The 13170-nt window shown below is 69.0% G+C and carries 23 protein-coding genes; 11 read left to right on the forward strand and 12 right to left on the reverse strand.

The window, feature by feature from the left end; genetic code table 11:
* Window positions 1-47 precede the first annotated feature (47 nt).
* The 11 genes from FK268_RS09340 to FK268_RS09390 all read right to left on the reverse strand — a co-directional run bounded on the left by FK268_RS09340 (window position 48) and on the right by FK268_RS09390 (window position 3836).
* Window positions 48-512 (reverse strand): hypothetical protein, encoded by a 465-nt coding sequence (locus FK268_RS09340; protein ID WP_146433329.1) that lies wholly within the window; start codon window positions 510-512, stop codon window positions 48-50.
* Entirely contained in the window at window positions 506-865 is a 360-nt protein-coding gene (locus tag FK268_RS09345; RefSeq protein ID WP_146433331.1) for a hypothetical protein, read from the reverse strand. The genes FK268_RS09340 and FK268_RS09345 overlap by 7 nt, the downstream gene beginning before the upstream one ends.
* Entirely contained in the window at window positions 862-1053 is a 192-nt protein-coding gene (locus FK268_RS09350) for a hypothetical protein (protein WP_146433333.1), read from the reverse strand. Before FK268_RS09350 ends, FK268_RS09345 begins: the two co-directional genes overlap by 4 nt.
* A complete protein-coding gene (locus FK268_RS09355) occupies window positions 1050-1238 on the reverse strand; it encodes a hypothetical protein (protein WP_146433334.1) in 189 nt (62 codons plus the stop codon). Before FK268_RS09355 ends, FK268_RS09350 begins: the two co-directional genes overlap by 4 nt.
* Window positions 1235-1435: a hypothetical protein gene (locus FK268_RS09360; RefSeq protein ID WP_146433336.1), complete on the reverse strand. Its 201-nt coding sequence runs from the start codon at window positions 1433-1435 to the stop codon at window positions 1235-1237. Before FK268_RS09360 ends, FK268_RS09355 begins: the two co-directional genes overlap by 4 nt.
* Window positions 1432-1803 (reverse strand): hypothetical protein, encoded by a 372-nt coding sequence (locus FK268_RS09365; protein ID WP_146433337.1) that lies wholly within the window; start codon window positions 1801-1803, stop codon window positions 1432-1434. The genes FK268_RS09360 and FK268_RS09365 overlap by 4 nt, the downstream gene beginning before the upstream one ends.
* 82 nt (window positions 1804-1885) lie before the next feature.
* Window positions 1886-2143, reverse strand: coding sequence for a hypothetical protein (locus tag FK268_RS09370; protein WP_231706992.1), 258 nt, complete (start codon window positions 2141-2143; stop codon window positions 1886-1888).
* The gene (locus tag FK268_RS09375) at window positions 2140-2346 is read right to left on the reverse strand and encodes a hypothetical protein (RefSeq protein ID WP_146433339.1); all 207 of its coding nucleotides are present in this window, start codon (window positions 2344-2346) and stop codon (window positions 2140-2142) included. The genes FK268_RS09370 and FK268_RS09375 overlap by 4 nt, the downstream gene beginning before the upstream one ends.
* The gene (locus tag FK268_RS09380) at window positions 2343-2642 is read right to left on the reverse strand and encodes a hypothetical protein (protein WP_146433340.1); all 300 of its coding nucleotides are present in this window, start codon (window positions 2640-2642) and stop codon (window positions 2343-2345) included. The genes FK268_RS09375 and FK268_RS09380 overlap by 4 nt, the downstream gene beginning before the upstream one ends.
* Complete coding sequence (locus tag FK268_RS09385; protein WP_146433342.1) at window positions 2639-3523, reverse strand: hypothetical protein; 885 nt, start codon at window positions 3521-3523, stop codon at window positions 2639-2641. The genes FK268_RS09380 and FK268_RS09385 overlap by 4 nt, the downstream gene beginning before the upstream one ends.
* A 55-nt stretch (window positions 3524-3578) precedes the next feature.
* The gene (locus FK268_RS09390) at window positions 3579-3836 is read right to left on the reverse strand and encodes a helix-turn-helix domain-containing protein (protein ID WP_146433344.1); all 258 of its coding nucleotides are present in this window, start codon (window positions 3834-3836) and stop codon (window positions 3579-3581) included.
* Between the two features lie 261 nt (window positions 3837-4097).
* On the opposite strand from FK268_RS09390, the gene FK268_RS24750 reads away from it, so the two are divergent.
* The 11 genes from FK268_RS24750 (at window position 4098) to FK268_RS09445 (ending at window position 12055) form a co-directional block, all read left to right on the forward strand.
* Window positions 4098-5552: a hypothetical protein gene (locus FK268_RS24750; protein WP_193560257.1), complete on the forward strand. Its 1455-nt coding sequence runs from the start codon at window positions 4098-4100 to the stop codon at window positions 5550-5552.
* Between the two features lie 11 nt (window positions 5553-5563).
* Window positions 5564-6133, forward strand: a complete 570-nt coding sequence (locus tag FK268_RS09400) for a hypothetical protein (RefSeq protein WP_146433345.1) — start codon at window positions 5564-5566, stop codon at window positions 6131-6133.
* Window positions 6130-6762, forward strand: coding sequence for a hypothetical protein (locus tag FK268_RS09405; RefSeq protein ID WP_146433347.1), 633 nt, complete (start codon window positions 6130-6132; stop codon window positions 6760-6762). The genes FK268_RS09400 and FK268_RS09405 overlap by 4 nt, the downstream gene beginning before the upstream one ends.
* A 55-nt stretch (window positions 6763-6817) precedes the next feature.
* The gene (locus FK268_RS09410; RefSeq protein WP_146433348.1) at window positions 6818-7123 is read left to right on the forward strand and encodes a hypothetical protein; all 306 of its coding nucleotides are present in this window, start codon (window positions 6818-6820) and stop codon (window positions 7121-7123) included.
* Window positions 7124-7296: 173 nt separating this feature from the next.
* Window positions 7297-7635: a hypothetical protein gene (locus FK268_RS09415; protein ID WP_146433350.1), complete on the forward strand. Its 339-nt coding sequence runs from the start codon at window positions 7297-7299 to the stop codon at window positions 7633-7635.
* Window positions 7636-7759: 124 nt separating this feature from the next.
* The gene (locus FK268_RS09420; RefSeq protein WP_146433351.1) at window positions 7760-8107 is read left to right on the forward strand and encodes a hypothetical protein; all 348 of its coding nucleotides are present in this window, start codon (window positions 7760-7762) and stop codon (window positions 8105-8107) included.
* A 49-nt stretch (window positions 8108-8156) separates the two neighbouring features.
* Complete coding sequence (locus FK268_RS09425; RefSeq protein ID WP_227967096.1) at window positions 8157-8591, forward strand: ImmA/IrrE family metallo-endopeptidase; 435 nt, start codon at window positions 8157-8159, stop codon at window positions 8589-8591.
* Window positions 8585-8905, forward strand: coding sequence for a hypothetical protein (locus tag FK268_RS09430; RefSeq protein ID WP_146433353.1), 321 nt, complete (start codon window positions 8585-8587; stop codon window positions 8903-8905). Before FK268_RS09425 ends, FK268_RS09430 begins: the two co-directional genes overlap by 7 nt.
* Window positions 8902-9120, forward strand: coding sequence for a DUF3263 domain-containing protein (locus FK268_RS09435; RefSeq protein ID WP_146433355.1), 219 nt, complete (start codon window positions 8902-8904; stop codon window positions 9118-9120). Before FK268_RS09430 ends, FK268_RS09435 begins: the two co-directional genes overlap by 4 nt.
* Complete coding sequence (locus FK268_RS09440) at window positions 9120-10385, forward strand: tyrosine-type recombinase/integrase (protein WP_146433356.1); 1266 nt, start codon at window positions 9120-9122, stop codon at window positions 10383-10385. Before FK268_RS09435 ends, FK268_RS09440 begins: the two co-directional genes overlap by 1 nt.
* Window positions 10386-10642: 257 nt before the next feature.
* Window positions 10643-12055 (forward strand): protein kinase domain-containing protein, encoded by a 1413-nt coding sequence (locus FK268_RS09445; RefSeq protein WP_231706993.1) that lies wholly within the window; start codon window positions 10643-10645, stop codon window positions 12053-12055.
* Here FK268_RS09445 and FK268_RS09450 read toward each other — a convergent pair.
* A complete protein-coding gene (locus FK268_RS09450) occupies window positions 12044-13144 on the reverse strand; it encodes a benzoate/H(+) symporter BenE family transporter (protein ID WP_306461489.1) in 1101 nt (366 codons plus the stop codon). The genes FK268_RS09445 and FK268_RS09450 overlap by 12 nt on opposite strands.
* Between the last annotated feature and the right edge of the window lie 26 nt (window positions 13145-13170).

Raw genomic sequence — 13170 nt, forward strand, 5'->3', positions numbered from 1 at the left:
CAGGACCAGCGCGAACAACACCCAGCCCGCGAATAGCAGATTCCCCATCACGCCCTCCGCTTCCGGGCGATGCTGCAAACAGCCCGCTTCACCTGCGGCTCATCAACACCCACCACCGTCGACAGGGCAGTCGCAGCGCCAGGCGGGCACAGGGCGATCCGAGGCGGCCACCCATTCGCGTCGAGAATCAACTCGATCCGCTCCTGCGGCGACAGTGCCCGCCGCACGTCCTTCCGCAGCGCCTTCAGATGCCACTTCAGCTGGGTCTCGGTGATCGTCAGCTCCCGCATGATCCGCGGCGCCACACCGTGCGGGAGGCGGACAGCGGGCCCGCCGTACTCGTCGAGAACCGCAGCGATCCGGGCTCGGATCCGCGCATTCCCCTCGGACAGGACACCGTTGCCGCGAGGTTCCACCTCCGACCACTCCGGCCGGTAGCCGATCATCTGCCGCAGCGAAGCGACCTCCTGGTCGGTGAGCTTCGGCCGCTCAACCGTTGCCGCGGTCACCACGTCGCGCTCCGCAAGCAGTCAGCGACGTACCCGGGGCGCGCGCTGGCCGCGAACACCACGTCACCGGTCGACACATCCACCACCCGGCACGACACCCCACCCGACGCCGACACCACCGCAGCACCGAACCGGTCCCCCGGTGTGATCGGCCCCTGCCACACCTGGTCGGTGCTGCACGTGCTGGACGTGTAGCCCTTCGGCCACGTCACCGTCGCGCAGCCGCCGTACACCGCGACCGTCACCCGCACGGTCCCGCCGTACGTGTACGCGCCGGGCGTCGCGTGTGCCGGCGCCGCGCAGCTCGCCGCCACCAGGACCGCCGCGGCCGTGATCATGATCTTCTTCTTGCTCATCGTCGTTCTCCGTCAGTCGTTGTGCGCCCCTCGGCGCTGAAAATCAGGTCCTCCCGCGTCAGCACGGCGCGGCCGTCGAACATCCGCACCGACCAGCGGCGCGGTCCGCCCGTGCTGAACGGGCCCTTCATCACGTGGCCGAACACGCCGGCCACCGTCACCAGCTCGTGCGCCTGGAACCCGGTCATCTCGCGTGCGTCTCCTCCGCGAGTTCCGCCATGTCCCGGCCGAACCGCGCCTCGACCGCCGCGTCATCCGCCGCGTTCGCGCGGTCCGCGTGCCGCTGCAACACCGCCGACAAGGTCGCGAGGACCGCCACGACGACGGCTCCGACACCCGCCACCCACAGGGCCAACTGCGCCTCCGCGCTCACCCGACGCCCCCGTCCTCGTCGGGCAGGCGCCAGACGCTCTCGATCTCCGCAACGCCCGCGACCAGCGGCCGCGGCACGGTGTCGTCGGCCCAGTTGATCGCGGTGATCCGGCCCTCGTACTTGTTCGTCTCGATGCCCGAAGTGGTCACGACCATCGAATGACCGGAGCGGTAGTTGATCTGCACCCGATGAGTCATGGCCGCACCGCCTTCAACGCCTCGACCTGCTTCTGCAGCAGATCGACCACCGTCTCCACCTGCTCCACCAGACCGAAGTCCGACAGGTCATCCGCGGTCCACAACGTCAGGAACTCCTCGAGGTCCCCGGCCAGGTTGTGCACCCGCCCCGCGATCCGGAGACGCTCCGCCCGCTCATCGAGCAGCTCCTGCGCCAGCGCGGTCGCCGCGCCCGCGTTCAGCTCGCTCCGATCCCACGGGCCGCCGAGCGGCGCCGGCACCAGCTCCATCCGGGCACGCGCCCGGTCCACCAAGTCCTGCGCCGTCAGGGCCCACACTCGGGCCTGGGCCGCGACGACGAGGTCCACCTGCTGATCCGCCGGCGTCATCTGCCCGCCTCCCGCTCGTGCTGGCTGTAGATCAGCAGCCAGGTGGGGACCAGCGCCGCGAGGCCGAGGAACGTCAGCCCGTTCACGCCGCCACCCCCAGCCCGAGCGCGGCACGCAACGGCGCCGTCGGCACCGAGTACCGGCTGCCGATTTTCATGACTGGCACACCCGCCGCCAGAACCCCGCGGCCCTCCGCGTTGTTGCAGGCCTTCCGGGCCGCCGCGTACATGTGCGTGCGGCCCACTCCCAGCGCGTCCGCGGTGACCATCAACGTCGTCGCCGCGTACGTCGTCAGCTCGTGCTCGATCTGCGCGGCCGTCATCCGCTCCTGCTCGCTCACACGATCACCTCGATCCGGTCCGCGGGCAGCGCCATCTCGTACGGCTCCGCGAAGTCCTTGTGGTTCAGCACGACCGCGCCCATCAGCGCGCCGTCAGCCCCGACGAACCAGCCGGCGAGATCCACCACGTTCATCGGCAGGTCCAGCTGGTCGTCCGGGCCGCCGTCCTCACGCGGGAGCGCGCGGACCAGCGCCGCGGTCACCGCGCACCACCCTGGGCAGTGCGAGCCCCGACCATCGCCGCGTCGAACAGCACGTCCTGTATCCACGGCCCGAGGCCGTCCCAGCCCGGCATCACGAAGGGCTTGACGCCCTCCACGAACGAGGGCAGATCGCGCGGCGACTCGAATCGGACCGCGACCGCATCGCGGACCGCGGTCTCGAACTCCGTCGCCCACTGCTGCGCGGAGCTCAGCTCGGCGGCGTCGAAGTCCTGCGGGTGGTCGAGGATCCACCGGGCGTGCTCGTACTCCTCGAACGACGGGATCGTGGCGGTCATGCGGCACCGCCGATCTGCCGCGGCAGCGCGAGGGTGCCGTTCGCGTCGATGTAGCGGACGCAGCGGTCCCAGGCGTACTCCTGCCCGGTCGGCGTCAGCGTCGACCGGACGTAGTTGTGCCCGTTCGGCGCCGTGTCCTCGTCGTTGTGGGCGTAGCCCTTCTCGATCGCCCACGCCGTTGCCTGCCCGGAATCCAGGCGATCACCTCGAGTGAACATGCCGAGCTTGCGGGTGGACAGGAACTCCATCACTTCGGCCTGCTTCACGACCACGCCGTGCGCGTCCTGCGCCCACTGCTTCAGCTCGCGGAAGAACTGCTGCCGGGTCTTGGCGCCGACGCCGGCGGCGTGGGTCTTGGCGCGCTCGACGGGCGGCCGCTCACGTTCGATCTGCTCGGTGGCCGCGACGAGCTGCCGTGCGGTTGCCGCGAACATGTCGGCCATCACGAGGACGCCGCCCGGGGTGGAGATGTCCGGGAGGGCCGCGGGGCGCTCGGAGTCGAGCAGGTAGGTGCGGACCTCACGGGCGGTCTCGCTGTCGCGCAGCAGCATCCCCACACGGAGGACGGCGCGACGGGGGAACAGCGCCAGCGACGGCGCCGTGGCGGGCATCCCCAGGTCACCGGGAGTGACTGACAGAATGTCAGCGACTTCCCCGCGCCGGATTACGCGGTACCCGTCGGCGTCGAGCTCGTCGCGGTTGCGCTTCACGAGCTGGTAGATCGTGTCCACGTCGACGCCGTAGAACTCGGCGGTCATCACGGTGGTCACATGCGTCCGATCGGGCAGTGTGCGGAGCACGCCCACCCGGTCGAGCACGTCGGTCCGCGCGGCGAGCTGATCACGCGCGCCCCTCGCGTCCGGTAAGGTCAGGTCCTGCATAGAGACTCCTAGTTCTCGATGTTTCGGAAGGCCCGCCCGGCATGGCGGGCCTTTCTCATGCCGCCGATATCCGCTTGGTTCGACTATTTCGTCCGCTGTCTGCGGATCCGTAGACCACGAAAATGAGATCCACGGGAACGTCAAGCGCCTCCGCGATACGAACTGCCAGTTGCGGCGTGCATGTGGTCTTCCGCCCTGAACAGAGGTGCCCGATGAATGACTTCGAGCACCCCGCGTAGCGAGCCAGTCGCTGCATCGAGAATCCCCGCTGACGCATCAGCGCCCGGAGCGTCTCGATCGACGTCAACTTCATCCAGCTCCCCTTCGGCCATCGCTGCTGTGCAGCCACTACATCCTCCCTCGGTAAACGGTGTGGTGTCAACTGTCTGCGGATGATTTAACCGCAGACGGTAGACGTCGGTCAAGTAATCACACGGCTGTAGTTCCGCACGCTGCGGATATGGGGCACGATTGGGACGGACTATTGGTAGACGTAAGCGGCCCAATCGGACCGGTTTGGCGGTAGACGACACGGTGGGCAGGCAGATTGCACTGCGACGGGAGGACGAGAAGCGTGGCTGAGGTGTCAGAACTGTGGTCGCTCATCCAGAGCCACCTCGACCAGTACGGAGTCACCGATGCCGAATTCGCTCGCCGCATGGGAGTCAGTCCTCAAACACTCAACTCATGGAAGAAGCGCGGAGTCCGCAAGCTGCCCGATCGCGACAAGCTCGAATCCGTCTCCGAGCTCACGCGAAACACGTATGCCCACGTACTCGATGCGGCGCTGGTCGATTCCGGGTACAAGGACGAGCTCCGCGACGAGCTCGTCGAGATCGGGCAACGGATACGCGATCTGGACGACCCGGGCAGCTGGGACGCTCTCCGGGACCTCGTTGCAGAGCTCCTGGACGCCTACTACCTGGAGGCGGCGGAACGGCGACCGAAGCTCAGCGAACTCATTGGCAGCGGCCCCCGACGCAAGGCCGCTGCGCCGGCCACGACCGAGGGCGCCCAGGACCAGGCGAGTCCGGGCGAGAAGACCCGCCGGCTGACCACGTCCGGTTCCGGACTGCGGATCCAGCACCGTCAGCTGGCGCGCGCCCGCGAGCTCGTCGCCGCCATAACGGGGCCTCACCCCGCAGCCGCAACACCAGCGCCGCGGCCGGTTCCGGCCGAGCCGAACCCCGCCGACCTCGACCCCGCGAGCGCCCGGGCCGCGCTCAAGCTGATCGATCAGCTCAAGATCCACCACTCCACAGTCGCCGCCGCGAGCGACGGAGCCCGGCAGGCAGCAGACGACATCATCGACGCCGCCCGCAGCGGCGCCGACGACGAGACACTCCTCGAAGCCGTCCACCGGTTCCAGCGCGAGTTCAGCACCGTGATCGCGGGACAAGGCAGCGCGATCGACACGCTCGACGAACTCCTGGCGCTGCTCCCACTCCGATTCGCCGAGCAGATCGAGCCGACGCCGGTGGACGCGATCGAGACCTTCGGCAAGTTCATCCGCGAAGTCCTCCTCAGCGGAAACGAGAACACCGAAGCCGCCGGGCCGCTCATCGTCCTCGCGGACAGCAGCGACAGGCTCGCCCGGCGCGCGGAGCAGTGGAATGCGACCGTCAGCGACCGGATCGACGAGCTCAGGAATCCTCGGCCGGCCGCGGCCCGCGAGGTGGGTCAGCGCCTGCGCACCACCCGCACCCGGGACACGACTGCCTCGGAAGCTGCATCCAGCAAGCGCGACACGCAATCTCGACACGAGCGCATCGACATCACAGTCCCGAGCGAGGTGGTCTACGCCCCGGCTCACTGGCCCGACGGTGTCGAGGTCGCCACCACCGAGAAGGCCCAGTGGGCGGCGTGGCTCGACGCTGGGGAGCCCGAGGACTTCGAGACCTACCGGCAGGGTGACTACGAACTCGCGGCGCGCGATCTCGGTGACGAGCCGGTCGGCCGGAAGATCCGACGCCGGCAGGACGAGGCCGGCGAGCTACCCGATCCTGAGGGGCCGGAGGGCGGAGCGTGAACCCGTGGTGGGTGACCGTCGTCGCGGCGGTCACGCCTGCACTCATCAGTGGCGGGTTCGCACTAAGAGCAGCTGGACGTACCGCTCGGAATGCAGCGCAACGGGAAGTTGTCCGCAGCGACCTGGAACTCGCTGCGCAACTCCTCCCAGGCGACCCGCAACGAGCCTGGCTGGAGGACTACGCACGAGTCCGAATCCGGGCTCTCGGTCTGTACGAGACTGCATCACGCAAGTCGGCAGGCGAGAAGTTCGAGATCAGTTACTGGCTATTTTTGGTCGCGGTAGCCGTCGTCACGGCGATCCTGGGAGGGGTCAACTGGCAGGCGCTGAATACCGGTGACCGAACTCTCGTCAGCCTTATGGCCTTGTACGTGGCACCATTCGCGATATACCTTGCTGTTCGCGCAATTCGCACCGCCAATCACCGACTACGAGGTACAAAGCTCGGAGGCGTCGACGCTAACACCCAAGAGGAGATCTCGGCAGAGGTGCGGCAGCTACACGAGCGACTGGTCGCCCAGCCGACGAAGGAGGAGGCCGGCGAGCTGCCGGACCCGGAAAGGCCGGAGGGCGGCGCGTGACCACCATCGCAGGACCGCTCATCGCAGCGACCATCGGCCTCGCCGGCGTCTATTGGTCAAGCCGCCGCACCCTGTCCCGTCACGGCCAGATGACCGCGGTGAAAACCGACCTCGATGTGGCCGCCGCGCTGCTCGCGATCGACCCCGACGACGCGTTCGCGAAGACCATGGCTGACAACGCCCGACTTCGCGCGCAAGCGATCCTGTACACCGAGATGCGGCCGTCGCTCTACTGGCTCGATAGGGTCGGAAACTGGGTCTCCTTTTTCATGGCCGCGTTCGTCGCCGTCTTGAGCACATCCCTTGTCGTCGGCCCGTTCCTACGCGACGACGTATCGACCGAGTGGCCGGGGTTCATCGTCGCCGGTCTTGCGTACGGATTCGTGGCGGCGGTGATCGCGCGGGTGGTCCGGGACTCTCGGCAGAAGAAGCCGGTCCTCCGCGGCATTGACCTGAGCACAGCGATGGCGTTCCGGGAGCCTTCGACCGCGATGTTCGGACGGCTGATTCGGACGATGCCGCCGAGTATGTCGCTGCCGCCACAAGAGTGGGCGGAGCGCGCTGGCCTAGCGGCGAGCATCTCGAGCGACGTGGCACCGGATGTCGGACGACCGGAGGGCGGCGCGTGAGCGACGCGAGAAGCGCAAGTCGATGAGCAGGACAAGACACATAGGGTGGAGAGAGATGAGCGAGAACAACTACATTCACGACGGCGGCGAGCGAGTTGAAGTGGAGATCGCTTGGCCGGTCGACGCCTACGTTGGCGCGAAGACGGTGAACCAGTTCACCTACTCCATCGTCGAGGGCGAAGTGTTCATCGCATTCGGACACGTCCCTCCCCTGCCGGGTACGCCGATTCCGGTGCCAACGCAGTACCCAATACCAGTCGTGGGCGCGTACGCTTTCGAGCTCTCGATGCTGCTCAACCTGCGTGAGTCTCTGAACAAGTTCGTTGAGGCGAACCCTGGCCTCGTTGGCTCCCCGGAGTAGCAGTGACCCAGCCTCAACTGGTACAGCCTCCCGGGGGCGGCACAGGAGCCCGCACCTGGTCGAGGTCACCTCAGATCAACTATTCCTCCGACACGCCGATCAGACTCGTTGACAACGGAGGGACTAGTAGCGTATCGGCCCACCTGGTAGCGTTCGAGGAATGGAGGGCACCGGTGGCTAAGATCGCTGCGATCCTCCGTGCCCGCGAGGGCTGGGACACCCCAGCATCGCTGCCCGCCGACCGCGACGCTGTCGCGAACTTCACGGCGTGGTTCAGCACAGTACGAGCGGACCGCCAATCTGATGCTGAGCCGATGCTGACCGATGAGGGAAACATCCGGCTCGAGTGGGACCTCGGTCAGCACGAGTGCACTGCGGAGATCGGCGCCGACACGATGTGGCTGTGCCTGCTCGCCCCGGATCCAATAGATGACGCAGACCGTGAGGTCGCATTCGACGCGATCACGCTGACGAGGTTCTTCTACTCGGGGATCTTGCCCAGTGCCAAATGACCCACGCATCGTTGGCCCTCGAATCGAGGAGTCTGACGAGGAGCTCCGACGAGTCATCAACTCTTTGAAGGCGAAGGACGGCCAACCAGGTCGGGGAGCGTTCGTGCCGTCGAAGAGCGGCTTCATGCCCAGTAGCGATGGCGGACTCTCGACGAAGCGGGAGGCGCAGCCTCCCGCGGAGGTGTTCGATGAGTACACGGCGCTCGGGAAGTCGGCCGCAGGAGTGTGGGGCGTGCGCGTAGGAGCCTTCGCGAATGTGGGCGGGCAGCTCGGGTACGAGTTACCCGCGCACGCCGACGGAGGACTGGTTCCGGCCGCGGGTGGGGAGCCGTATCCGCAACACCACGCCTCGGTCTGGTACCCCAGCGACGACTCCTGGACGAGCAGCGCACGACGCAAACGACACGAGCGGATCGCCAGCATGATCGTCGACTCCACTCGACAGCTCCACCCTGAAATCACACCCGTGTAGTTCCTGGTCAGAGCGTTTTCTGTCGGTCCGTACGTGTACAACATCGGGCATGACGATCGAACGAGGAACCTGGCACCCGTGGAGGGAGGCCCGCGCCCGGAACTGGCTGGAGATCCGCTTCGGCGACATCGGGCACACCACGCTCGCCGGGTGCATCAACGGCCGCCGGATCCAGCTCGCCGACGACCTCACCCAGGCCGAGCGGCGCTGCACCATCGCGCACGAACTCGTCCACGACGAGCGCCGCGTCTACCCGCGCGACCCGGTCCTGCAGGCCCGCGAGGAGACCGCGGTCCACGAGATCGCAGCGCGCCGGCTCATCGAGCTCGAGGACCTCGTCGACGTCCTCCGCTGGGCCCGCCACGCCACCGAGGTCGCCGACGAGCTGTGGGTCGACGTGCCGACGCTCCTCGCCCGCGTCCGCGCACTCACCGACGACGAACGAGCCTGGGTCGACGCCCAGGTGGAGGACCGGCCATGCTGACCAACCACGAGATCGCGAACGCCCAGCCAGACGGCCCGTTCCGCTGGCCCGACACCGCGATCGTCTTCAGCGACACCTGGACGCAGTGGTGGGCGTGGCAGCGCGCCGGCGCGCCGGCCGATCGGTGGGAGCAGTTCCGGGCCGCGCCACCACAGGCCGGGCCCGCGAGCCTGTGCCGCCGTGGCATCGACTTCAAGGGCTCGGACGTGCGCGGGCTCGACGACGGCGACGAGGGCGGCGGAGGCACCAGCGAACGCCTACCGTGGCCGGTCGGCGACGAACCGGACCCCGACGGCCCGGAGTTCGGCGCATGACCGACCTGACCGACCGCGAGCGGGCGATCCTCGACTTCGAGGCCGCGTGGTGGCAGCAGCGCGGCGCCAAGGAGGACGCCATCCGCGCCCAGTTCGACCTGTCGCCGATCCGGTACACGCAGATCCTGAACCGCCTGCTCGACCGGCCCGAAGCGATCGCCTACTCCCCCGCCGTCGTGAACCGGCTCCGCCGCATCAGCAGGAAGGCACCCTGATGGCCCGACCACCGCTCCCCCTCGGCACCTGGGGCGAGATCAGCGTGGCCCGCCGCGGCAAGGCGTACGTCGCGAAGGCCCGCTACCGAGACTGGGACGGCACCACCCGCCTCGTCGAGGCCGCCGGCGCCACCGAAGCGAAGGCGAAGGCCGCGCTCCGCACGAAGCTCCGAGACCGGGCCGCCGTCGGCGGCGACCTCATCACCCGCGACACCACCATCGCGCAGCTCGTCGACCACTGGCTCACCGAGATCACCACCACCCCGCAGCCCAACGGGCGGCTCCGCCGGCCGCAGACAGTCGAGAAGTACCGCCGCTGCATCGAGCACCACGTGAAGCCCGTCCTCGGCGGGGTCCGGCTCGCCGAGGCGCGCACCGCAGTCCTCGAGCGCGTCCTCGGCGCGCAGGCTGCGCCGTCGGTCCGGCGCGACATGCGGCTCGTGCTCGGCGGTGCGTTCACCCTCGCGGTGCGGCTCGGCGCCCTCGACATAAACCCCGTCACCACCACGACGCCCGTCGCGAAGCTCAAGAACCCGCCGCGGTCGCTCGGCGTCGACGGCATCACCGAATTGCGGGCCCGCGTGGAGAGCTGGCGTGGCCAGAACAAGACCGGCCCGAAGCGCGGCGACGACACCCTGCGGATCTTCGAGGTCCTCGCCGGCACCGGCGCGCGGATCGGCGAGGTGCTCGCACTTCGATGGGAGGACGTGACGTGGCCGCGGTACGACCGCGCAACGGTCGACGACCCGTGGGTGTTCGTCCCGGGGACCGTGACGATCGCCGGCGTGATCGTGGAGGGCCTTGAGGGCGGCGCGTTCCGCCAGCCTGCCGCGAAGACTGAAGCCAGCCACCACACCCTCCCGGTGCCAGGGTTCACCACGGACGCACTGTGGGAGCAGTACGTTCGCGATCTGCCGGGCGAGCTCGTGTTCCCGTCGGCCCGCGGCACCGTGCGGACGCCGGCGAACTTCCGGCGGACGTGGCGGACGATCCGCGGCGACGACTACGCGTGGGTGACGCCGCACAACTTCCGCGACACCGCGGCGACGATCGTCGCGGAAGAGCTCGGCGCGGACGCGGCGGCCGCGCAGCTGGGGCACACGGATGCGAAGATCACGAGGGTGCACTACATCGAGGCGTCGTCGCTCGCCCCGGATGCGACGGCCGCGCTGGATCGGCTGGCTCCGACCCAACGGAAACCCAACGGAAATGGTCGTCAGAAGTCGCATTCAGCGACACCGAGCATCACGACTCCGAGCCTGTGACCTGCACTGACGACACCTAGCGACACGAGCGACAGGCCCTAACCACTTCGAAGGGTCGCAGGTTCAAATCCTGTCATCCCGACAGAGTCAGCACGCGGAAGGCGCTCCGGTAACGATTCGGGCGTACGCGGCGATATCCCCTCGAACAGACACACCCGATCCGTCGTGCGCGGTGCCGCTGTGGTGATGCGCTGCACCGTCGGTCATGGCCCCTGGCCTGCGCACTCGCGACGATCCCGATGCAGGAGGGACCAGCAATGCGCTGCGGAACCGTGATCGCCGACCGCTACGAGCTCCTCCGGCTCATCGCCACCGGAGGCATGGGCCAGGTGTGGGAAGCCATGGACACCCGCCTCGACCGCCGCGTCGCGGTCAAAGTCCTCAAAGCCGAATTCTCCGAAGACCAGGAATTCCTCGCCCGCTTCCGCAACGAAGCCCGCACCACCGCCGCCCTCAACCACCCCGGCATCGCCGGCGTCTACGACTACGGCGAAACCGAAGACCAAGCCGGCGGCGCACCCCTGGCCTACCTCGTCATGGAACTCGTCAACGGCGAACCCCTCAACGCCGTCCTGAGCCGCCTCGGCCACCTCAGCCAAGCCCAAGCCCTCGACCTCCTCGAACAGACCGGCCGAGCCCTGCAAGTCGCCCACACCGCCGGCCTGGTGCACCGCGACGTCAAACCCGGCAACATCCTCATCACCCCCACCGGCCAGGTCAAGATCACCGACTTCGGCATCGCCAAAGCCGTCGACGCCGCACCCGTCACCAAAACCGGCATGGTCATGGGCACCGCCCAGTACATCTCCCCCGAACAGGCCTCCGGCGAAGACGCCACCGCCGCCTCCGACGTCTACTCCCTCGGCGTCGTCGGCTACGAATGCCTGACGGGGCACCCTCCGTTCGTGGCGGAGACGGCCGTCGCGCTCTGCGTCCAGCACATCCGCGAGGAACCGCCGGCCTTGCCGGGGTGGGTGCCCGCACACGTCGACGACGTCATCATGCGCGCGCTCGCGAAGGAACCGCGACGCCGGTTCGCCGACGGCGGCGCGTTCGCCGACGCGATCACGCGGGCCTCGAACCCCGCCGCGCCCACCGTCCGCCGGGAGCGGCCGGGTTCGTACGCGACCACGCAGGCCCGCCCGATCCAGGGTCACCCGGTCGCAGATCCTGGCGCGCGCACCGAGACGACCCAGCCGATCACGCCCGTCGCGCTCGAGCGCTCCCCCGCCCCGCGCGGCCGGAGACGGCGTTCGGTCGCGGCCGTCGGCGCGCTCGTGGTGGCCGCGCTGTCCCTGGGCGGAGCGCTCGCACTCGGTGGTTCCGGGGGCGACGGTGGCGCGGGCAGCACCGCGGGACCGTCCGCGAACCCAGGGGTGTTCACCGCACCCCGGACGATGGCCGACCGCCCTTCGGACCGGGTGTCGCCCGGCGACCTCGACACCGGCACGCGGCGCCCGACGACCAGCGTTCCGCGGCCGACCACGTCGTCCAGCCCCTCCTCGCCCACAAGCAGCACGACGTCGACGTCCCCGACGAGCAGCACACCGACCACGTCCACGTCCACGCGTACCACGACCTCGTCGACGACCACCTCGCCGACCACCACGACGCCGACTACGACGACATCGGCTGGACCGAGTGCATCGCAGGAGGATTCACGCGTCTGACGATCGCCGGACACCGAGGATCAGGTAGACCGCGATCCCCACGACCAGCGCCCAGAAGGCGGAGCCGACGCCGCCCACCGTCGTGCCTGAGGCCGCGACGATGAACGTCACCGCGGCGGGCACACGAGCGGATTCGTCCGCCATCGCGCCGGCGCAGGCGGCGGCGAAGGCCCCCACCAGCGCGACGCCCGCGACGGCCTGGATGACGCCCTCCGGCGCGGCGAGGACGACAGCCGTGAGGCCCGTGCTGAGCACACCGAGCACGAGGTTCGCAGCGCCCGACGAGACGCCGGCGATCCACCGGCGCGACGTGTCCGGCCCCGCGTCGGGGCCTGCGGCGAGTGCCGCGCTGATCGCGGCGAGGTTGATCGCGTGCCCACCGAAGGGCGCACCGATGATGCTGCCGATGCCGGTGACCGCGAGCGAGGGGCGCCACGGCACGGAGTAGCCGTAGGTGGCGAGCACCGCGGCCCCGGGGATGTTCTGGGAGGCCATCGTGACGATGTAGAGCGGTAGGACGACGCCGGTGAGTGCTTGGAGGGTGATCGACGGGGTCGTCCACTCGACGTGCGGAACGAGCTCCGCGAGGGCGGGTACGGCATCGCCGCGGACGAGGGCGACCACGATGACCACCAGCGCCGCGACGAAGGCGAGCGGCACTGCCCACCGCGGCCGCAACGTGAGCAGGACCAGCCACACCAGGAGTACCGGCGCGACCGCCCACGGGTGCTTGGCCAGCGAGGTCACGGGCGCGATGCACAGCGGCAGGAGCACGCCCGCGAGCATCGCCTGCGCGATCGGGGTGGGGATGCGCTGGACCCAGCGAGCGAGCGCGGGCCACAGCCCGGTGAGCACGAACAGCACACCGCACACGACGAACGCCCCGACGGCGGCGGGCCAGCCGCCCGCGACGGCGCCGGTGGTGGCCAGCAGGGCGGCGCCCGGCGTGGACCAGGCGCTGATGATCGGCATCCGGTAGCGCCACGACTGGCTATGACAGCTTGAAGAGGCCCCGGCTCGACGGCTAGACCTGGCCCCGTTTGCGACTCGCCGGTGGTGTTGCGACGGTTTGATCTGGCCCCACCTGATGGTTGCTCGTGAACATCGTTTCCGAG

It is taken from the genome of Tsukamurella sputi (assembly GCF_007858445.1).
GTDB lineage: Bacteria > Actinomycetota > Actinomycetes > Mycobacteriales > Mycobacteriaceae > Tsukamurella > Tsukamurella sputi.